Annotated in this window: 17 protein-coding genes and 1 pseudogene; 8 read left to right on the top strand and 10 right to left on the bottom strand. The window is 70.3% G+C overall.

The features are described 5' to 3' along the window. Positions 1-814 precede the first annotated feature (814 nt). Together ACZ6CZ_RS31345 and ACZ6CZ_RS31350 are read right to left on the bottom strand one after the other, a co-directional pair. Positions 815-1,567: an SDR family NAD(P)-dependent oxidoreductase gene (locus ACZ6CZ_RS31345; RefSeq protein ID WP_469027908.1), complete on the bottom strand. Its 753-nt coding sequence runs from the start codon at positions 1,565-1,567 to the stop codon at positions 815-817. 679 nt (positions 1,568-2,246) lie between these two features. After that, positions 2,247-2,750 (bottom strand): hypothetical protein, encoded by a 504-nt coding sequence (locus tag ACZ6CZ_RS31350; RefSeq protein WP_469027910.1) that lies wholly within the window; start codon positions 2,748-2,750, stop codon positions 2,247-2,249. A 355-nt stretch (positions 2,751-3,105) separates the two neighbouring features. Here ACZ6CZ_RS31350 and ACZ6CZ_RS31355 point away from each other — a divergent pair, with 355 nt between their 5' ends. Beyond that, on the top strand, positions 3,106-3,642 hold the full coding sequence (locus tag ACZ6CZ_RS31355; RefSeq protein ID WP_469027912.1) for a sigma-70 family RNA polymerase sigma factor: 537 nt from the start codon (positions 3,106-3,108) through the stop codon (positions 3,640-3,642). A gap of 36 nt (positions 3,643-3,678) precedes the next feature. Here the strand turns inward: ACZ6CZ_RS31355 and ACZ6CZ_RS31360 are convergent, their stop codons facing one another. Then, entirely contained in the window at positions 3,679-5,646 is a 1,968-nt protein-coding gene (locus tag ACZ6CZ_RS31360) for an AfsR/SARP family transcriptional regulator (RefSeq protein WP_469027915.1), read from the bottom strand. 167 nt (positions 5,647-5,813) lie between these two features. Beyond that, positions 5,814-6,611: an MBL fold metallo-hydrolase gene (locus tag ACZ6CZ_RS31365; RefSeq protein ID WP_469027947.1), complete on the bottom strand. Its 798-nt coding sequence runs from the start codon at positions 6,609-6,611 to the stop codon at positions 5,814-5,816. Between the two features lie 166 nt (positions 6,612-6,777). Between ACZ6CZ_RS31365 and ACZ6CZ_RS31370 the strand changes: the two genes are divergently transcribed. Next, on the top strand, positions 6,778-7,809 hold the full coding sequence (locus ACZ6CZ_RS31370; protein WP_469027917.1) for an NAD(P)H-dependent flavin oxidoreductase: 1,032 nt from the start codon (positions 6,778-6,780) through the stop codon (positions 7,807-7,809). Between the two features lie 184 nt (positions 7,810-7,993). On the opposite strand, the gene ACZ6CZ_RS31375 is transcribed toward ACZ6CZ_RS31370, so the two are convergent. From ACZ6CZ_RS31375 to ACZ6CZ_RS31390, 4 genes and pseudogenes are all read right to left on the bottom strand, one after another. Continuing rightward, entirely contained in the window at positions 7,994-9,061 is a 1,068-nt protein-coding gene (locus ACZ6CZ_RS31375; protein ID WP_469027919.1) for an alpha/beta fold hydrolase, read from the bottom strand. A gap of 545 nt (positions 9,062-9,606) precedes the next feature. Continuing rightward, a complete protein-coding gene (locus ACZ6CZ_RS31380; protein ID WP_469027922.1) occupies positions 9,607-11,070 on the bottom strand; it encodes a dihydrolipoyl dehydrogenase family protein in 1,464 nt (487 codons plus the stop codon). A gap of 598 nt (positions 11,071-11,668) precedes the next feature. Then, positions 11,669-11,888: pseudogene (locus ACZ6CZ_RS31385) on the bottom strand (pyridine nucleotide-disulfide oxidoreductase); the annotation flags it as partial. A 72-nt stretch (positions 11,889-11,960) separates the two neighbouring features. Beyond that, the gene (locus ACZ6CZ_RS31390; protein ID WP_469027924.1) at positions 11,961-12,404 is read right to left on the bottom strand and encodes a VOC family protein; all 444 of its coding nucleotides are present in this window, start codon (positions 12,402-12,404) and stop codon (positions 11,961-11,963) included. Between the two features lie 238 nt (positions 12,405-12,642). Here ACZ6CZ_RS31390 and ACZ6CZ_RS31395 point away from each other — a divergent pair, with 238 nt between their 5' ends. The 4 genes from ACZ6CZ_RS31395 to ACZ6CZ_RS31410 all read left to right on the top strand — a co-directional run bounded on the left by ACZ6CZ_RS31395 (position 12,643) and on the right by ACZ6CZ_RS31410 (position 16,384). Next, a complete protein-coding gene (locus ACZ6CZ_RS31395; RefSeq protein WP_469027926.1) occupies positions 12,643-13,263 on the top strand; it encodes an ester cyclase in 621 nt (206 codons plus the stop codon). A gap of 112 nt (positions 13,264-13,375) precedes the next feature. After that, positions 13,376-14,140, top strand: coding sequence for an SDR family NAD(P)-dependent oxidoreductase (locus ACZ6CZ_RS31400; protein WP_469027929.1), 765 nt, complete (start codon positions 13,376-13,378; stop codon positions 14,138-14,140). A 704-nt stretch (positions 14,141-14,844) separates the two neighbouring features. Next, positions 14,845-15,564 carry an SDR family oxidoreductase gene (locus tag ACZ6CZ_RS31405; RefSeq protein WP_469027930.1) on the top strand — a complete coding sequence of 240 codons (720 nt, stop codon included), beginning with the start codon at positions 14,845-14,847 and terminating at the stop codon, positions 15,562-15,564. Positions 15,565-15,631: 67 nt separating this feature from the next. After that, positions 15,632-16,384: an SDR family oxidoreductase gene (locus ACZ6CZ_RS31410; protein WP_469027933.1), complete on the top strand. Its 753-nt coding sequence runs from the start codon at positions 15,632-15,634 to the stop codon at positions 16,382-16,384. Between the two features lie 290 nt (positions 16,385-16,674). Here ACZ6CZ_RS31410 and ACZ6CZ_RS31415 read toward each other — a convergent pair whose 3' ends face one another. Continuing rightward, positions 16,675-17,532, bottom strand: coding sequence for a Bax inhibitor-1/YccA family protein (locus ACZ6CZ_RS31415; RefSeq protein ID WP_469027936.1), 858 nt, complete (start codon positions 17,530-17,532; stop codon positions 16,675-16,677). Positions 17,533-17,994: 462 nt separating this feature from the next. Here ACZ6CZ_RS31415 and ACZ6CZ_RS31420 point away from each other — a divergent pair, with 462 nt between their 5' ends. Then, on the top strand, positions 17,995-18,690 hold the full coding sequence (locus tag ACZ6CZ_RS31420; RefSeq protein ID WP_469027939.1) for a type 1 glutamine amidotransferase domain-containing protein: 696 nt from the start codon (positions 17,995-17,997) through the stop codon (positions 18,688-18,690). Positions 18,691-18,903: 213 nt separating this feature from the next. After that, positions 18,904-19,425, top strand: a complete 522-nt coding sequence (locus tag ACZ6CZ_RS31425; RefSeq protein ID WP_469027941.1) for a YbhB/YbcL family Raf kinase inhibitor-like protein — start codon at positions 18,904-18,906, stop codon at positions 19,423-19,425. Between the two features lie 90 nt (positions 19,426-19,515). Here ACZ6CZ_RS31425 and ACZ6CZ_RS31430 read toward each other — a convergent pair whose 3' ends face one another. Continuing rightward, positions 19,516-20,166 carry an enoyl-CoA hydratase/isomerase family protein gene (locus ACZ6CZ_RS31430; protein ID WP_469027943.1) on the bottom strand — a complete coding sequence of 217 codons (651 nt, stop codon included), beginning with the start codon at positions 20,164-20,166 and terminating at the stop codon, positions 19,516-19,518. Positions 20,167-20,291: the final 125 nt, after the last annotated feature.

The following is a 20,291-nucleotide window of genomic DNA, read 5'->3' on the forward strand; positions in this document are numbered from 1 at the left end:
CTCACCGGACCGGCCGCGGGTGCACCGGGGAAGGTCCATGGGCGACGGCCGGCCGGTGGGGATCGGAATTCACCGGGGAGGGGAGGGACAGGGCGAGGATGCGGCCGCACTGGAGCGGACCGAGCCGGTCCGTGTCGCGCGGCGCTTCCCGCTGGCGGGGTGCGGGTGGAGGAGAGAGGCGCCGCACCGAGGCAGGGGAGCCGGGCTCCCCGCCATGAGGTCCCCGGAGTCCGGCCACCGGTAACCCCGGCTCCGCACCGCCGCGCGAGCGCGTGAGGTCTGTCCGGGGGCGCCACCTACAGCCCCTTCAGCAGTCGGGCCGCCGGAGCTGGTGCCGACGCGGGATTCCGCCCTGTGTGCAGGTTGCGGTCCGCCACCGTGTACGGCCTTCGCATCTCACCGCGGGCGAATGTCACGCCGACACGTTCCCGTTCGTCCTCCAGCGGCCACCGTGCCCGGGGAGCCGGCCCGACGGCGTTCTTCTCGTCGCTGGTGCATGCCGAGACCTGGTGGCCGGTGAAGGGGGAGACGCCGTGAGTGTCCGGTACGGGGCTCCGGTCATCACGAACAGGTGCTGCGCCGCCATGCTCACTCCTGCCCTCGCTGCGAACGGTGAGGGGTGCGTCCGCCCCTGCGAACTGCCGCCTTGCCCCATGCTGCTCCTGTTGGCCGCGTGTCGCACCCGTGGGAGTCCCCGGTCGGCCACGGGCGTCCGCCGAGCGAACGCGATCGCCAGGGATCGTGGGGCAGTCCTCACTGATCAACGACGGCTCGTGGGGCCGGCTCGGCGCCGAGGCGCCGAGCCGACCCGTCCTCAGATCGCGAGGGCCCCGCCGTCCACGGGGAGGAGTACACCGTGGATGTGTGACGCCTCTTCACTGGCGAGGAAGATCACAGCCGCGGCCGTATCCTGCACGGTGCCCGTACGCCGGTCCGGATTGCCCTCGGCGAGCTGCTCCAGGAGGGGGCGGAGGTCTTCGTTCCCTTCCGTGATGGTGGGTCCGGGGGCGACGGTGTTCACCCGCACACCGTCGGCCGCCAGTTCCGCGGCCCACGACCTCGTCAGCGAGTGCAGGCCTGCCTTGCTGGCGCCGTACAGCGAGGTGAACTTGATTCCGTCCACGCCGCCGATCGAGCCGATGTTGATCACCGAGCCGCCGCCGTGCTCCACCATGGCGGGCACCAGGGCCGCCGTGAGAAGGAACGGGGCCTTGATGTTGACCTCCAGCACCTGGTCGATCTGTTCCTCGGTCGACTCCGTCATGGGGTGGGGCGGCACGAGAAAGGCCGCATTGTTGACCAGGACGTCGATCGGCCGACCCGCCAGGGCCGTCGCCTCCTGTGCGAGGCGGCGGATCTCGGAGCCACCCGCAGAGAGGTCTGCCTCGACGAAGTGGGCGATGCCGCCCTCCGCGACGATTCCGTCGACGACCTGAGCACCGCGCTCCGAGCCGAGTCCGGTTACGACGACGATGGCGCCCTCGCGGGCCATCGCCTCCGCGACACCGCGCCCGATGCCGCTCGTCGAACCCGTGACCAGTGCAGCGCGCCCCTCGAGACGATTCATGTCAGTACCTCCGGTTGTGCGGTGATGTCGATGGGCGCGGGACGGCTGAACCTCTCGTTGAACCCATCCAAAAGTGCTTGCCTGGACAAGTATATACGATGCTTGCTCAAGCAAGTAGTAGCGGCGAAGCCGGAGGTCGTCCGCCGCGACGGCGGGTGCAGTCGTTCGCGTTGCCGCTGGTCGTCGTGAGGCCGAGCGGGCGCGGGTCCGGACCGTCGCACGCGAGGTGACTTTCGCTGGTCGGACCGGCCCTGGACCGTCGCCGCCCCGGGTTCCGGAGCCCTGCCTCCCGGGCTCCCGGCGGCAGGCTGGTGGGGGCTCGCATGTCGTTTCACCAACGGCGTCTCGCCGATGGGGCCCCGTCGGCCGCGCAAGCCTTCGGATCACCGCCGCGGACCCCTGCGTGACGTCGGCGAGAGGCTGCCGAGTTCGCGCTCCGCTCCTGGCCTCGGAGGCCTGGTCGGCGAGCGGGCATCTTTTACGGCGCGTTCGTGAACCCCGGCCACCACGGGATCCGTTCTTTTGCTGAAGGCTCCCGCCGCGCACGGTTCTGAACTGGCGGACACCGCGGCGGGTGGGGGCAGTCGCCTTCCCGCTTCCCCCGGCGGGGAGGCGACTGCTCCGCTCGTGCCGCTCCGCTGATCCCCTGAGCGGAGCGGCACGTCGCGTGTGCCCTACGTCATGCCAGGGTGTACCTCACCGACCGCTGGTCCTTGTGGCGGCGGATACGTCCCTTGGCCACGAGTGCCTCCAGCGTGTTGCGCACCACCTGCGGGGTCGGCGTCCGATCGGGATGCTTCGCGAGAAGCTCGTCCCTCAGCTCCTTGGCGAAACGTGGCTGTTCCTGTGCACGGAGCAGATCCAGCAGGAGGTCCGCGAGCAGAGGTTGCTGCGACTTGCCCGTGCCGGCCGTCCTCCCCGACGTCTTCGGGTTGGCGGCGGGCCGGCCCGACCGCGGGTGTGCGGGTTCCTCCTGCGCCTGCTCGGGCAGCGGCGGCGGTCCGTCCACACCGCCCTCGTACCGCTCCGCGAGGGCCAGGATGTCAGCGAGGAGGGCTTCCTCCCGCTTCAACATCTTGACGGTTTCGAGGAGTTCCTGTTGCCGGCGACGGTTTTCCTTGAGATCCGATGCGGCCTGCTCGACGTACCGCGATCGGAGCGTCGCGGTTGACTGGCTGGTCACAACCGTTCACTCCCTCGAAAACTAGATGATGCCGGGCATGGTACCCATACGTGGGTGTACATGCAGCGACGTGTCTAGGCAGCAGCGCCACGGGCATACCCCCCCCACCTTCACGGTGCAAGCTACTTCGACGTCGGCACCATGGCGGCCGGTCGTCGCACGGACCATGGTCAGCGTTGCGGGTTTCCACGGCGGACTCCGCCCCGGACTTCTCCTCGTCGGCATCACCGCGTCACAAGGGCGGCAGAATTCCGGCACTCGTCCATGCCTAGGGTGCGGATGCCTCGGAGGACACATGTGCACCCTCCGGCCGCAGGACCACGGAGCACCGGAACGGCTCGGAAACTCGGAAACTATGACTACCGCCCCCACGCCAACGACCGCCCCCACGCCGACGACTGTGGCGGAACTGCTCGTCACCATCATGCGGGAGCACCGGGACGGGCTCGTCTCGTACGCCGAGAACATGCTGGGCGACCGCGCACTCGCCGAAGACATCGTGCAGGAGGCGGTCATCCGTGCCTGGCGCAACGTGGACCGCCTCGTCGGCATGGAGGGTTCGGTCAGAGGCTGGCTGTTCACCGTCACCCGCAACCTGGTCATCGACTGGGTGCGCAAGCCGCACGCGCGCAGGGAGGTGTTCGGAGCCGTCCACAACGAACCGTCGTCGGGGATGGACACTGTCGAGGCCGTGCACGACGCCATGACCGTGGGGTTCCTCCTCCACACGCTCTCACCGGAGCACAGGGCGGTGCTGGTCCACATCTACCTGGGTGACCGCACCATCAAGGAGACAGCGGGGATTCTCGGAGTACCGGCGGGAACGGTCAAGTCCCGCCACCACAACGCGTTGCGCACCCTCCGTTCCGTCGTGCACCGGGATGCCTTCTGAGTCCCGGTGCGGGAGCCGTGCGCCGAACCGCTGCGGTCACACACCGGGGCGCGGCGGCATGACCAGGGTTTTGCGGTGCGGCGCCATCGGCGCGGTTTCGGCGTCGGCGCCGCGGAGACAGTGCTCGGCCAGCCTGGCCCGGGCCGCGGACCGCGCGCTGGGCAGGTCCCGCTCGGAGCTGAGTTCCGCGGCCAGGGCGCGCAGCAGAGCGTGACAGGTGTACCTGCCGGGCGCCGGCTCGGCGAGGACGTGGTGATCGATCAGCTCTGCCAGATGCGCGTGCGTGGTGCGTAGGTCGGTGCCGGTCAGGCTGGCGGCGGCCCGCGCGCTGATCTCCCGTGCGGGATGCAGGCTGAGCAGCCTGAACAGCGAGGCGGCACCGGGGCTCAGTGCCGCGTAGGAGGTCATGAAGGCGCTCCGGACATCGGTGCGGACGTCGTGCGTGGACAGGGGGGCGAGGCCGCCTGGGCCGTCCTGTAGCCGCGATGCGAGCGAGGTGAGGGAGAAGGCCGGTTGCAGCCGCGCCCGGGTGCTCGCGACGGCCAGCGTCAGCGGCAGTCCCCCGCACGCTTCGACGATGTCCCCCACCGCGGTGTGCTCGCCCCTGATCCGGTCCGCGCCCAGACGGCGTTCCATGAGTTCCAGGCTCTCCTGGTGGGTCATGGGGTGGAGGGTGACGATGCGGGCGTCGTCCGTCACCACCAGTCCCTCCAGCCGCCGGCGGCTCGTGACGATCGTGAGTGCACCGGCGGTGCTGGGCAGCAGGGGACGTACCTGTTCGCTGTCGCGGGCGTCGTCCAGGACGAGGAGCAGCCGACGTCCCGCCAGGGCCCTGCGGTACGCGGTGCCGAGCACGGCGGCTCCGGGGTCCGCGCCCGGTGCCGCCGGGCCCGGATCGGCATCCAGCGCTGCGAGCACCGTGCGCATGGCCTCGTGGGATTCGAGAGGCGGCCGCGAGGTGTGGTGCCCCTGGAGATCCACGAAAACCTGTCCGTCGGGGTAGCGTTCGGCCCCCAGGTGGGCGAAGCGGACGGCCAGGGTCGTCTTTCCCACTCCCGCCATGCCGCAGATGGCGGCGGTGAGCGCGGGCTGCCGTTGGTCCCCTTCCGGCGGCAGGAGTTCCAGGCACCGGTCCAGCTCGGCCCGGCGGCCGGCGAACGACGGACAGTCCACGGGAAGGTGGGCCCGTAGCGAAGCGGCGGGGACCGCGCATGCCGGCGGGTACGAAGGTCCGGTGAAGCTTTGCCGGAGCAGTCGCTGCTGAGCGGCCCGCAGCTCGGGACCGGGTTCGACACCGAGTTCGTCGGCCAGGCTGCGGCGGATGCCGTCGAACTGCCGCAGGGCTTCGGCCTGGCGACCGGTGGCGGCGAGGGCGGCGATGACCCGCGCGTGCAGAGCCTCGTCGAAGGGGTGTCCGACCAGGGCGTGCCGCAGCGCCGTCAGAACGTCGTCCGTCCATGCGGGGGCCGCGGCCAGGACGACGTCGGCGGCTTCCTTCACCGCCGTGACGAACTCCTGCCCCACCGCGGTGAAGACCGGGTGCCGGCACACGTAGCTGCCCTCGGCCACCACGGGACCGCGCCAGAGCCGCAGGGCCCGGACGAAGAGATGAGCGGCCTGGGCGCGGTCCGAGGTGCCGGCCCCGAGCCGTGCCCGGGCGCACAGGTCACGGAAGTGCAGGAGGTCGGAGTCCGGGGTGTCGACCAGCAGGCGGTAGCCGTCGGCGGCACGTACGAGGTGCCGGGCGTCGGACCGGCTGCGCAGATGAGGTTCCAGCGTCCTGCGCAGGGCGCCGATGTGCCGGTGCACCACGTTGACCGCGCTGGCGGGCGGCTCCTCGCCCCAGAGCACGTCGACGGCTTCGCTGAGCGTCAGCGGGCCGGGCGCGCGCAGCAGGAGCAGGGCGAACAGGGCCAGTCTCCTGGGCGGGCCGAGAGGGAGTTCGGCGTCTCCGCGCAGCGCCCGAACGGTGCCCAGGATCGAGTAGCGCACTGCCGCGTCCATGCCCCTTCCGCCCCTTCCGGCATCGAACGTTATGCACTGTTCGAACGCCGTACTTGCATTCGGAAGTGGGCGGTCACTGATGCTTGCAGCGTCAAGTTAAGGGACAAACTCGTTGACTTGTCAAGTAGATGCCGACCGGGCGGCCTACGGAGAACAGCCCTCGAATCTCAGGGGCGCAGGTCCACCCACGAGCCGTGCGTCGCGGTCCGCAGCAGCGCGGACAGGCCGGCTTCGTAGAAGGCGAGCGTCAGGTCGTCACGCCCCTCGGAGAAGTGGTCCCAGCCGTCGTAGTGGGCCGGCACCACGACGTCCGCGCGAAGGACGGCGGCCGCCGCCGCGGCCCGCCGGCTGTCGAGGGACAGCGGGCGGCCGTCGAACTTCGCCGGCACACGCGCCGCTCCGGCGTGCAGCAGCGCCGAGGTGATGTCCGGGACGCGCCGGGAGATCTCCGCCACGACGCGCAGCGAGGCGTTGTCACCACTGACGTACACCGTCGGGAGTCCCCGGCCGGACAGCACGAAACCGGTGACCTCGCAGTTGACATGACCGTCGGCGTCGCGCTCGCCGTCCTCGGGACCGTGCACGGCCGGCACCGCGAGTACGGTGAGGTCACCCTGACCGTCCCCGCGTGCCACGGTGTGACTGGTCCAAGGGGAGAGACCGACCGCGGGTGAGCCGAGCCGCGCCGCGGTGAGCGGCCCGGTCAGGACCAGCGGCGCGGCCTTCGCGAACGCGCGGCCCCGTTCGTCGAGGTTGTCGGGGTGCACGTCGTGGCTGACCAGCACGAGATCCACCGGGCCCACGGCGTCCTCCGTCCGGGCGGGTCCGCTCGTCTTGGTGAGATATCCGTGCGGGCCCGCCTCGTCGAAGGTCGGATCGCTGACGATCCGCAGACCGCCCAGGTCGAGGACGGCCGTGGGGCCGCCCAGAACCGTGGCTGCGCATTCCTGGCGCGGGAGTTTCATGGTCGTCACTGCCGACTCCGTCCGACGATCGTGGTCGCAAGGTGCAAGAAATGTACGCCACCTCCGTTGCCACCGCGCATCATGGTGACGCGACCGGCATTTCGCCACGTGTCTCCGATTGTCTAGAGTCACGTGTGTCATCCCCGGCCCGAGGAGGAGAAGCCAGATGAGCCCACTGCTGGACGACCTGGGGGTCTCGCTGCCGGTCCTGGCGGCCCCGATGGCCGGCGGGGCCGGCACTCCCGCGCTGGTGACGGCAGCAGCCCGGGCGGGAAGCATGGGCTTCCTCGCCGCCGGCTACAAGACCGCGCAGGCGCTCGCCGAACAGATGGACACCGTCCGGGCCGAAGGTGTCTCCTTCGGCGTCAACCTCTTCGTCCCCGCCCCGGTCCCCGTCGCGCCGGCGGAGTACCGCCGCTACGCCCAGGTCATCCAGCCCGAGGCCGACCGGTACGGCGTGCGACTGAACGCCCTGGAACCGGTCGAGGACGACGACGACTGGGCGGACAAGGTTGATCTGCTCCTCGCGTCCGCTGTGCCCCTCGTCTCGTTCACCTTCGGCATCCCGGACCGTTCGGTCGTCACGGCCCTGCGCAGGGCGGGGACCACCGTCCTGCAGAACGTCACCTCCGCCGACGAGGCCCGGCGGGCGTCGGAGGCCGGGGTGGACGGGCTCGTGGTGCAGGCGTCCGCCGCGGGAGGGCACTCCGCGACGCTCAGCCCCGAGCGGCCGCTCGCTTCCGTGCCGCTGCCCGACCTGGTCGCCGACGTGCGTCGGAGCACCTCCCTGCCGATCATCGGCGGCGGTGGCATCGCCACCCCCGCCGACGTGACGGCCACGCTGCGCGCCGGCGCGGACGCCGCCGTGGTGGGCACCCTGTTGCTGCGCACGGACGAGAGTGGGGCCGCCGCCGCGTACCAGGACGCCCTGGTCGACCCGGCGTTCACGGAGACCGTGCTGACCCGGGCGTTCACCGGCCGTCCCGCACGTGGCCTGCGCAACCATTTCATCGAGCGCTACGGGGCGGTGGCCCCGGCCGGCTATCCGGCCGTGCACCACCTCACCGCGCCACTCCGCAAGGCCGCCACGGAGGCCGGGGACACACGTCTCATCCACCTGTGGGCGGGTACGGGCCACCGGGAGGCGAGAGCCGAGAGCGCCGCCCGCACACTGCGGCGGCTCGCCGGTCAGCTGTGACCTGACCGCACCGGCGGTCCGCGGAACGACGGCGCGGAGCACGGCACGGTCCGGTCCCGCGGCGTGGTGGCCGTGAGCGGGGACCCGTAGCCCCCTGTCGCGGGCGGCCCAGGGGAGTGCCACTGGTAACGGAGTTCGCGGCTTCGGAAGGAGCGTCGCCGGCGTCTCCGCGGGGGACGCGGGGTCAGAGCCGGTCGACGTCCACGACTGCCTGGGCGAAGGCCGAAGGCGCCTCCTGAGGCACGTTGTGACCGATGCCGTAGAGCGTGCGGTGCTCGTAGGCGCCGACGAAACGGTCCCGGTACGTGGCGCCGTTGCCCGGGGCGGTGAACGGGTCGCGCTCGGCATCCAGGGTGATGGTGGGCACCTTGATGACGGGTCGCGTGGCGAGCACCTTCTCGTAACGGTCGTAGCGCCGTTCGCCGTCGGCGAGGCCGAGACGCCAGCGGTAGTTGTGGATCACGATGGCCGCGTTGTCGGGATTCTCGAACGCGGTGGCGGTGCGTTCGAAGGTGGCGTCGTCGAACTTCCAGGTGGGGGAGACCGTCTGCCAGACGAACCGGCACAGATCGTGCCTGTTCTGCTCGTCCGCCATGGCGAGGCGGCCCCGCTCGGTGGAGAAGTAGTACTGGTACCACCAGTTGTGCTCGGCCGCGGGCGGCAGCGGCTTCTTCTGCGCCGCGACGTTGGTGATGAGGTATCCGCTCACCGACACCAGGCCCGTGACGCGTTCGGGCCACAGGGCCGCGATGATGTCGGCGGTCCGTGAGCCCCAGTCGAAACCGGCGAGGACGGCCCGCTCGATCTTGAGGGCGTCCATCAGGGCGATGATGTCGAGCGCGATCACCGACTGCTGTGCGTTGCGGAACGTACGCGTAGACAGGAAGGTCGTCGTGCCGTGGCCGCGGAGGTAGGGCACGATCACCCGGTAGCCCTGCGCCGCCAGCAGCGGTGCGACGTCGACGAAGCTGTGGATGTCGTAGGGCCAGCCGTGCAGACAGATGACGGCCGGGCCGTGCGCGGGGCCCGCCTCGGCATACCCGATGTCCAGCACGCCGGCCCGGATCCGCTTCAGCTGGGCGAACGAGGTGTGGGCGCCCGGGGTCACCGTGGGAACAGTCGGCGCGGGGCTGCCGCCGGACCCGCGCGGGGCGGCGGAGGCGTTGGGCATGCCCTGGAGGGCGGTCAGAGAAGCCGCGGCCACGCCTGTGCCCAGGCCGGCGGCCTTGTTGAATGTGCGCCTGCTGATCATGCGAAACCCTCCGTGGGGCTGGCTGTGGAGCTGGGTGACGGGCGGCGGGTCGGTGCGCGGGAGTCAGCCGGGCATCCGCCGGCGTCCAGGTGAGTCTCTCACACCGAATAACCCGTCAGAACGGTTACTTATTGAAGGGGTCCCGTAAGTTATTGTCAAATCTCCTTGTGCTCATAACCTGTTCGACAGGTTATGAGTTGCGCGACATGCCCGAGTGGGCGTCCCTTCTGTCGCCGGGGCCACAGAAGGGTGAGGATGATCGGGGGAACGGCGCTGCCGGCCGACGGCCTCTTCTGGGGCGGGCAGGACCTGATCCGCGGGTTTCCCGGTGTGACCGGTACCCGGGTCGATGACGGCGGCGACGACGACCTGCCCGGGCCCGCCCACCGCCGGCACGGGAACCACACCAAGACGACAGACATCACGGCATCCGGTGCCGGTCACGCGCGGCCGGTCCGCACGCGGGGAACCGGCCCGGCGGCCCCGCGCCGGAGCGAACCGCTGAGGGGACGTCCGCGAAGCAGGCGCGGCGGGCCACCGAGGCCTCAGCCGGACTCCGCGTCGCTCCGGCTGCGGTACGTCTCCAGCAGCCGCAGCCAGACCTCGCTGATCGTCGGGAAGGCCGGCACGGCGTGCCAGAGCCTGTCGACGGTCACCTCGGCCGTCACCGCGACGGTCGCCGAGTACAGCAGTTCTCCGACGCCGGGCCCGACGAAGGTGACGCCGAGAACGACGCCGGTATCGGGGTCGAGCAGCATGCGGGCTTGGCCGCGATAACCCTCGGCGTACTGTCGGGCACCCGCGACCAGCCCGATGTCGTAGTCCACGACGTCGACGCGGACTCCGCTGCGTGCGGCCTCCTGGGTGGTGAGGCCCACGGACGCGACCTCGGGGTCCGTGAAGACGACCTGCGGAACGGCCAGGCTGTCGGCGGTCGTCGTGTGGGCTCCCCACTTGGCGTCGTCGAGGCTCTCGGCACGGGCGCGTGCACCGATGACCGCACCCGCGATACGGGCCTGGTACTTGCCCTGGTGCGTCATCAACGCCCGGTGGTTCACGTCACCCACGGCGTAGAGCCAGCCGTCGGGGACGGCGGTGACCCGGCAGGTGTCATCCACGTGCAGCCAGTCACCGGGCGTCAGTCCCACGCTCTCCAGACCGAGGTCCGACGTCTGGGGAGTACGGCCGATGGCGAAGAGGATCTCGTCCGCGGTCACCTCTCCACCGCCCTTCAGTTCGACCGTGACCTCGCCGGCCGTGGGCCCCTCGCGGGTCACGGAGATCGCCGAGGCGCCCAGGCGCACGTCCACTCCGGCTTCCCGCAGCCCCTGGACGACCATGTCACCGGCGAACGGTTCCATGCGGGGCAGCAGCCCGGCCTCGCTGCGGACCAGCATGGTCACCTGGGAGCCGAGCGCCTGCCAGGCAGTGGCCATCTCCACGGCCACGACACCGCCGCCCACCACCACGAGACGACCGGGCACCTCGGAGGAACTCGTCGCCTGGCGGCTGGTCCACGGACGCACCGAGTCGAGGCCCGGAAGTTCCGGCAGAGCCGCGCCGGTGCCGGTGGCGACGACGACGGTGTGCCGGGCGGTGAGCCGGACTGTTTCGCCCTCGGTGGTCTGCACCGTCACCTGCTTCGGCCCGGTGAGCCGGCCGTGGCCCCGGATGAGGTCCACCGAGACCGAGTTCAGCCAGTCGACCTGGTCCTCGTCCTGCCAGTGCTCTGCCATCGCGTCCCGGTGCGCCAGCACCGCGGGAACGTCCAGGGGCCCGTCCGCCGCGTGACGAAAGCCGGGCACGCGGCCGGCGTCGGCCCGCGCCAGCACCGGCCGCAGCAGCGCCTTGCTGGGTTCACAGGCCCAGAACGAGCACTCACCGCCGAGCAGTTCGCGTTCGATGATGACTGTGCTGAGACCGGCGGACCGGGTGCGTTCGGCCACGTTCTCACCAGCCGGTCCGGCCCCGATGACGATCACGTCGTACGGGCGGGGGACGTCGTTCATCACTGCTCCTGTGACTCGGGTGTCTGGTTCGGTCCTTGCCGCGGGCGCACCGGTCTCGACGGCCGGGCCTGTATGGGGAACGGTGCATCGTCGACCGCAACCTTCCCGTTCCGGTCCGCGCGGGGAGAGGACGGTTCGGCGCGCACGGGCACGTGCAGGCGCCGCACCCGGCGACGGGCCGCTCGAGAGGAGTGCGGCCGCACCCGCACGGGGAGCGGAGTCGTCCTGGCCATGCGATGTCTCCTCGCCGGGCTGTCGACCGAGACACGGACAAACGGGTGATTCATACCTTATGCCTCGGTTCTAGCAAGCGCATCGTCTCCTCGCGGCGATCCCACGGCTCGCACGAGCCGCTCGCACGAGCCGCTCGTGCGAGCGGCCGACCGCCTTCGGCCGACCGCCGGGCGCGGTAGCCGACAGCAGGAGGGCATCGTCGCGAAGGTGGCGATCACGGGATCGAGGGCCGGAGCGGAGCGGTCGGCCGGCTCCCGTGGATCGTCACCGCTCCTGCCTCCCGGAACCGCGCCATGGGCGCCGACGCCCGCGACGCCGCTGCGTATCCGACACCCCGTGGGTGCCGGTCCTCCCCGTCCGGCCGCGGGACGCCGTGCGCGTCGGCACGGGCCCCCACGGGCCGCGGCAGCGCCTCGCCGGGTTCGCAGGGCTGGAAGGAGCACTCCCCTCCGAGCAGCTCGCGCTCAATGATCACGGCTGCTGAGTCCGGCGGCGCCGGCCCGGCCGGCCACGCTCTCGTCGACGGGGCCGGCGCCGATGGCGACCACGTCGTAGGCGCGGGAAGTCCTGCATCGCTGCTCCAGTCGCGTGTTCCGTCGCCCCGGTCCCGAGCGCGGCCCGGCCTGGCCCGGCCTACGGGTCTCGCGGCGGTGCGTTCAGCGTCCCGGAAGGCGGGTGGTCACTTCCTGGAGCACCCACCCGTTGCCGTCCGGGTCGCTGAACGCGGCGAACGAGCCGTAGCTGGCACGCGTCGGGTGCGGACCACTGACCCGGCCTTCCTCCGTGCCGCGGTGGAAGACCCCACCCGCGTCGTGGAAAATCTCGCCCATATCGATGCCGCGGTCCACCAGGGCGGCGTGGGCCTCCTCGATGTCGTCCACGACGAGGTGAAGCCCCTGCACCGACCCCGGCGCGGCCGAGCTGACCCCGGTGCCGAAGAGGATCGAACTCTGCGAGCCGGGGGGTGTCAGGTGCACGACCCGGTATCCGTCGTCGGCGAGGTGGTCCACGTCCAGGCGGAAGCCCAGCGCCTCGTAGAACGCCTTGGCCCGGTCGACGTCGGACACAGGCAGTACCACGACTTCGAGTTTCAGATCCATTGTGCTTTCACTCTCCTGGCCGGAGGTGTCGCCCCAAGGCGTCACCTGTTCAAGTGATGGCGAGTCTGACACTGGATGCGTCACCTGTCAAACAGGTTACAAGGGGTTTGCCGGCTCGATCCGGTCGGGGGCGCCCTCCCGGGAATGGGTTGACGCCTGTCGGGGTTGAGGAACATGCTTGACGCGTCAAGGAAATCGGCGAGATCGGCAAGACCGACCCGTTCCCCAGGAGTGACCTGTGACTTCCCGCAAGGATCGTGAAAGTGCGGCAACCCTCGATTCCACCCCCGCGCACAAGCCCCGCAAGAGGCTGATCGGGGTCATGGCCGGCCTGGCCGTCGCCGGGGCCCTGACCGCGGCGACGGTCCCGGCATCGGCGCAGGGCCAGGCATCCCACCCCGCGTCCTCGGCCTCCGCGGCCCACCGGCACCAACTGTCGCCGCTGCAGGTCACCTCGGCGTTCTACGCCAGCTACAACGCAGACCTGGCCGCCGGATTCGACCGCTACATCTCGAAGGACCTCGTGCTGCACGGGTTCAACGGGCCCGAGGACCGGCAGGCCTGGATCAATGGAGATCTCAACATCAAGGCGGGGCTCACCGGCTTCAGGATGACCGTCCTGGACCAGATCGTGGAGGGCAGCAAGGTCGTCACGCGCTGGAGCTTCACGGGCGTCCACACCGGCACGGTCTTCGGGATACCCGCCTCCGGCCGGCAGGTCACGCTCAGCGGAATCTCCATCGACCGCGTGGCCCACGGCCAGTCGGTCGAGCACTGGTCGGAGGGGAACTTCGGCCGTTTCCTCGACGACCTCCGCGGTGACACGCCTCCCGCCACCGTCACTCCGAGCGCCAGGTAACCCCAGCGCGGCCCCAGGCCCTGGCGCGGCCCAGGGCCTGGGGCCGGCGCCGTCCCAGTACATCCGCGCGGTGCGCACCGGCACCGCGCACGTCGGAAACAGGAGCAGTTCCATGGGAACACTCGATGGCAAAGTGGCGCTCATCACCGGTACCGCCGGAGGGATGGGCCGCGTCGCGGCACTCGTCTTCGCGAGAGAGGGTGCACGGGTCGTCGGCGCCGACATCCAGGTCGAGGCCAACGAGGAGACGGTCGAACTCGTACGCCGCGCGGGTGGCGAGATGACGGGCGTGGCGCCGGTCGATCTCACCGACCCGGATGTGGTGCGGCAGCTGGCCGAAGACGCCGCCGCCGCATACGGCGGGCTCGATGTGGTCTACAACAACGCGGCGATGCAGCGCTTCGGCCCCATGCCGGACTTCTCGGTGGAGGACTGGCGGGCGACCGAGGCCGGTGAACTCGACATCCCCTTCTTCGTATCCAAGTTCACCTGGCCGCATCTGGTCCTTCGCGGTGGCGGCGTCATCATCAATGTCGCGTCCGAGGCGGGCCTGATCGCGGGTTCGACACCCCCGATGGTCGCGCACACAGCGGCCAACGCCGGGGTCATCGGCATGACGCGGCAGCTCGCGCTGGAAGGCGCCCCGCACGGTATCCGTGCGGTGGCGATCAGCCCCGGCCCGGTGCTGACCCCGGCCAGCGATCGCGATCTGGGAGACGACCAGGCCGCCCGGGACGCGATCATCAGCAAGACGCTTCTCAAGCGCTTCGCCCGCCCGGAGGAGATCGTCGAGCTGGCCGCGTTCCTCGCGTCCGATCGAGCGGGCTACATCACGGGCGCCAACTACGCGGTGGACGGCGGTGCGAGCGCCTGGTGACCCGAGCGCTCCTCATGCTGAGACGCAGCGGCGTTCTGCCCCGGCGAGGTCGGCCGCGCCGGACCTCCACCGGGGCAGATACGTGTGACGGCGGCCGTGCGCGAGCCCAGGCGCACAGCACGCCGGGGAACGGAGCGGACACCGGTACTCGCCGATCCGCCGGCATCCCAGGCCCCTTACCCTTCCGGGGCCTCCGGCAGCGGCAGGCGGCTGAGGCTGGGGGAGCGCCTCATACGAGGGAGACGGCATCCATCGCGGGCATGTACGCGTCACATCGGGAGAACGTCTTGGGCCGGGGAACCGGCCGAGACGCCCGCCGGCTGTCACACAGGCGGCGTGTCGTTCTAAACCGTCGATCCCGCGGCTGCGGGCACCACCCAGCAACCGGGCCGAACCGGACCGGACGGTCCCAGGTGTGGCAGGTGGGCCTCGAAACGGGCTCTGCTCGAGCTCAGCGGGGCCGCTGCACCCGGCTGGGGGGAGCGGCAGCGCACAGCGGAACTCGTCCGGCGAAGGGCGGCCTGCCCGCGGGGGGCGAACGAGGACGCCGCCGGCCCGGGCCGGGGCAGCGAGCCGGACCCGGCGTCCGGTGGTGGCGCCGGCTCCGGCGATATACGTTCGTAGACGACCGTTGCGGGCTGTCGTGCCGCATCGTGACCACCGGTCTTCAGCTCTGCGAACCTCCCGCTGGGAAAGAGGCACGCATGAAGGTGGAAGGGTCTGTCGCGTTCGTGACGGGTGCCAACCGAGGGCTCGGGGAGCAATTCGTCCGGGCGCTGCTCGACGCGGGCGCGGCCAAGGTCTACGCAGGAGCCCGCGACCCGGCGAAGGTCACCGTGCCCGGGGCCGTACCCATCGCCGTGGACATCACTGATCATGACGCGGTCCTCGCCGCGGCCGACCAGGCCCACGACGTGAACCTTCTGATCAACAACGCTGGTTCCACGACCCGGGCGCACATCCTCGACACGGAACTGGACTCGTTCCGGACGGAATTCGAGACGCATGTGCTCGGCACCCTTGCGATGAGCAGGGCCTTCGCCCCCGTTCTCGGCCGAAACGGCGGTGGGGCGATCGTCAATGTCCTCTCCGTGCTGTCCTGGGTGTCGATCACGGCCAGCGCCGGATACGCGGCGGCCAAGTCCGCGGAATGGTCGGTGACCAACGCCTTGCGGGTGGCCCTCGCGGAGCAGCGGACACAGGTCACCGCGCTCCACGTCAGCTACCTCGCGACCGACATGGCCGCGGCCGTCACGGGACCGAAGGCGGACCCGGCCGCGGTGGCCCGCGCGACCCTGGAAGGTGTCGAGGCGGGGTTGCACGAAGTGCTCGCCGACGACGTCAGCCGGCGCGTGCAGGCGGAACTGTCCGACGGACCCGATGCGCTGTACCCGCAGCTGCGCGGCGGCCAGTCTCTCGTCTGACCGCTTGAGGGCCGGCTCGTCGTCCCGGACCCTCTCGCGGAACCGGCGCGGCCCACCGGAGGTGCCGATGAACGACGGAAAGACCGATCACGCCCCTTCCGATCTCGCCGACCAGACCGTCGTGGTGATCGGTGGCAGCGCCGGCATCGGGCTCGCGACCGCTCGCCGGGTGCGCGCCGAGGGCGGCCAGGTCGTTCTGACCGGACGCGATCCGGCACGGCTGCGGCAGGCCGCCCTGGAACTCCAGCCCGCGGACACGGCGGCCTTCGATGTCACCGACACCGACCGGCTGGAACAGTTCTTCCGCGGCCTCACCAGACCGGTGGACCATGTGATCCTCACGGCGGGCAGCCCGTTCTACATGCCCCTGGCCGACATGGACCTGGCGGAGGCCCGCCGGCACTTCGCCGAGCGCCTGACCGTGAACCTCGCTGTCGCCCTGTACACCCGCGACAAGGTCCGCCCCGGAGGCACGCTGTTGTTCATCGGTGGCACGGGTGCCCGGCGCCCCGGTGTGGGCCTCGCCATAGCGTCCGCCTTGACCGCGGCGCTTCCGGCCCTCACCGCCAACCTGGCACTCGAACTCGCGCCGGTCCGCGTGAACCTCATCGCCGCGGGCTTCGTCGACACGCCCCTGTCCGCCTCGCTCCTGGGCGATCGGCTCGAAGCGCGCCGCGAGGAGCTGCGCGCCGCGCTGCCCATTCGCCGTGTCGTCGGCCCGGAGGACGTCGCCGCTCTGGCGACGCACATCATGTGCAACGGCGCACTCACGGGAGCGACGTACGACATCGACGGCGGGCAGCAGCTCCTCGTCCACTGAGCGAGCACACGCTCTCCGTCCGTTGCCCGGGAGTCGAACGCCCCACTCCCTTCGTCCGTATGCGCACCACGAATGGCGTCGACGACTGGGGCAGCAATTCGTCGTCGCCGAGGTCCAGGGCGACTGGACCGCGATCCGGTACAGCGGCGCGAAGGGGTGGTTCCACAACCCTGATGGCAAAACGGCCAAGCGAACGTACGGCGTGAAGATCGTCCGGCCCGCGGGCTCCATGAGAGCGGAAGCTCTCGGAGCCCACGACCGTGAACGTCACGGTCGACGCCTTCCTCGGCTCAGGCGTCGTCCCGCAGAAGGGTGAGTACACGCAATATCTCCAGATAGATCCACACCAGAGTGGTCGTGAGGCCGAACGCCGCCAGCCACGACTCCTCGCGTGGCGCGCCGTACGCGAGCGCGTCCTCGACCTGCTTGAAGTCCAGGGCCAGAAAGCAGGCGCCGAGAAGCACTCCCACGACGCCGAAGGCGATCCCGGGCCCGCCGCTGTCGAGTCCCAGGCCGTTGCCCGCGCCGAACGCGGAGAGGACGAAGTCGACAGCCGTCAGCAGGAGGAACCCGAGGGCGGAGGCGAGGACGAAACCGTAGAACCTGCGGGTGACACGTATCCAGCGCAGCCGATACGCGATCAGCACACCCGCGGCTACGGCGAAGGTGCCCATGACGGCCTGTACGACCACACCCGGGGCGATGTAGCTCGATGTCGCCTCCGAGATGACCCCGAGGAAGACACCCTCGAACGCCGCGTACCCGAGGATCAGAGGAGGAGACGCTGTGCGCCTGAGCGTCTGCGCGATCGCCAACCCGAAGGCGATCAGGGCCGCGGCGACGGCGATCCCGTACGACCGCCCGATGGCCGCCTCGTCCACGGGCAGAAGCACCCACGACAGTGCCGCCGTGAGGACCACGGTGCCGAGCGTCGCCGTGGTCCGGACGACCACGTCGTCCATGGTCATCGGGAGCCGGTCGGGCCCGGAGTCCTTGACGAGGCTCGGCCCGCTCGCGGAGTAGGGGTTCCCGAAGTGGCGCCCCTCGATGTCGGCACCGGCACCCACGGGCTGGCGCACGGCACCGACCTCCCGGTCGGCCGTTCGGTCCACGCCCCTGCGGGAGAAGATCGGATTACTGCTCTTCACGTCGTTGCCTCTCCGTCCGCCGCATACCGCGGACGCCACTGTGTGGGGATATGGGGTGCTCGCGGTGAGCTCTCGGCGACGATGCGATCACCTGAGACCTCGGGACATGTTCCGTTCTCGTCACCACTTTGACAGGTGACGCATGCAAACGCAAGGAATGCGCCGACCGCGAAGCAACGACCCTCACCCCTCCGCGGCGGACGCTTCAGAAGCGGGTCGCGGCCGCCGTGTCGCGAACGCCCAGCAGGTCCGGCGGCTCGGCCAGAGTGTGGTCGGCCGGGAAGGGCAGTCCTGAAGGGGTTCGGTGTAGTGGTTGAGGATGCGCTCCCCGTCGCCCCGCTCGGCGGCCCAGTGCTCGGGTGTTCCGGATGCGCCCGCTCGTGGCGGCAAATAGTGTGTACGGGTTGATAGTGGACGAGCACATCATTCCCTTGCCCGCAGAGGCAGGAAGGCGTTACCCACATGGCGAAGGTACTTTTCGTGGTGAGCGGTGCGACGTACTGGGTCCTCAAGGACGGCAGCAGGTACGCCACCGGTTATTGGGCCGAGGAATTCGCGCTGCCGTACAAGAAGGTCACCGAGGCGGGACACGAGGTGGTGGTCGCCACGCCGAACGGCGTGACGCCGAACGTCGACATGATGAGCCTGCGGCCCTCCATGGCCGGTGGTGAGGACACCGCACTGGAGCTGGAGTCCATCATTCGCTCCGCCGAGGTGATGCGACGGCCGCTCAAGCTTTCGGATGTCCGCCTGGAGGACTACGACGCCGTGTACTTGCCCGGAGGCCACGGCCCCATGGCCGACCTGTGGGAGGACGCCGACGCCGGCAGGCTGCTGACGGCGCAGCTCGCGTCGGGCAAGCCGCTCGCCATCGTCTGTCACGCTCCCGCGGCGCTGCTGTCCACCAGGATCCACGGTGAGTCGCCCTTCAAGGGCTACCGGGTCACGGGCTTCTCCAACGCGGAGGAAGAGGCCGTCGGACTGGCCTCCAAGGCGACCTGGCTACTGGAAGACGAGCTGAAGGACAAGATCGGGGTCGAGTACAGCCGCGGTGACCTGTGGGAGCCATACCTGGTCGAGGACCGCAATCTCATCACGGGGCAGAATCCGCAGTCCGCCGTCGTCGTCGCGGACCGGCTGCTCGAACTGCTCTCGTGAGGAGCGGCGATCTGACCTGTCATGTGGCTGCAGAGGGGGTCGCGGTGCCGAAGGCCCCCCACGCACCGGAGCGTCCCTCTCAGGAGCCGGGCGGCGAAGCGCGCGTCCAGCAGGGGCGGACCTCGGCGCCCCGGTACCGGGCGCCGGAACGCGAATCAGCAGGGCGGAGACGCCATGCCCGGGCGTTTTGATCCGTACAGCGTGCTTCCCCCGGTGCCCGCGTTCGCTCTGCACAGCAGAGACATCACCGACGGCGAGCCGCTGGCCGTGGCCCAGACCAGCGGCATCTTCGGCGGCCCGGGCCAGGACCGCTCCCCGCACCTGGCCTGGGACGGCCACCCACCGGAGACGGCCGGCTTCGCCGTCACCTGCTTCGACCCGGACGCTTTGACGGTCAGCGGCTTCTGGCACTGGGTCGTTCACGACATACCCGCATCGGTGAACGAACTGCCCACCGGCGCCGGTGACACCGGAGGGGACCAGCTCCCCTCCGGTGCAAGGACGCTCCTCAATGACGCCGGCCGGCGCGGCTACCTCGGTGCCGCTCCTGCGCCGGGGGAGGCCCCGCATCGCTACATGTTTGTCGTGCATGCGCTGGACGCTCCCGTCCTCGACGTCACCGCGGAGGCGACCCCTGCATGGCTGGGTTTCCGACTCGTCGCCCATGGGCTGGCGCGAGCCACGCTCACGCCGGTCTTCGGCCTCCCGGGCCCGGGATCACGCAAGCTTGAATGAGAAGCAGACCTCCGCATGAAGCCCGTGCTGCCGCTGGTCAGGGCACCCGTCGCCTCGACCGGACCGGAGAAGAGGCGCGCTTTTCGACGATCAGTCGCTGTCGGCGAGGCGTTCTCCCAGGTGGTACTCGAGGTCTCCCCGCTGTTGCATGCCCCGGCGCAGAAGCTCACGAATGCGCTCGTGGGCCTCCGGCCACGTCAGGGACGTGCGGAAAGTGTCCTGACCGGCCGTCAAGTCGTCCTGAGTGGGGAGAGTGGAACGGTTGACGAGGGCCTTGACCTCGGCCAGCGGCTTGCGGTCGAACGAGGCGATCCTGGTGGCGACGCGTTCCACATGGGCGTCCAGTTCGGCGTCCGGAAGCGCCCGGTTGATCCAGCCGTACCGCTCAGCCGTCTCGGCGTCGAAGTCGTCGGCTCCCGCGATGATCTCCAATGCGCGTCCTCGCCCCACCAGGAGCGGAAGCCTCTCGGTGGCTCCCCCTCCTGGCGTGATGCCCGCCCCCACCTCCGGCTGTCCCAGGACGGCCTTCTCCTTGCTGGCGAACCGCATGTCGCAGGCAAGGGCGAACTCGGAGCCGAGACCGCGTGCCCGGCCGCGGATGGAGGCGATGCTGATGACACGGGATCGGGCCATGCGGGCCGCGACGTCCAGCCACGTGGGTCCCGTGTAAGGCTCCTTCGGGGGCATCAGATCGAAATGCGCGAGGAAGAAGTCGGGATCCGCGCTGTCGAAGACGACCACTTTGAGTTCGTCGTCCGCCTCTATCCGATCGACTAGGCAGTTTCGTTTGGATCAGTCGGTCGTTGGTCCGGGTGTGCCGTTGACTGATGCGCAATGGACGCGGATCGAGCCGTTGCTCCCGGACC

The organism is Streptomyces sp. NPDC041135 (genome assembly GCF_055592085.1).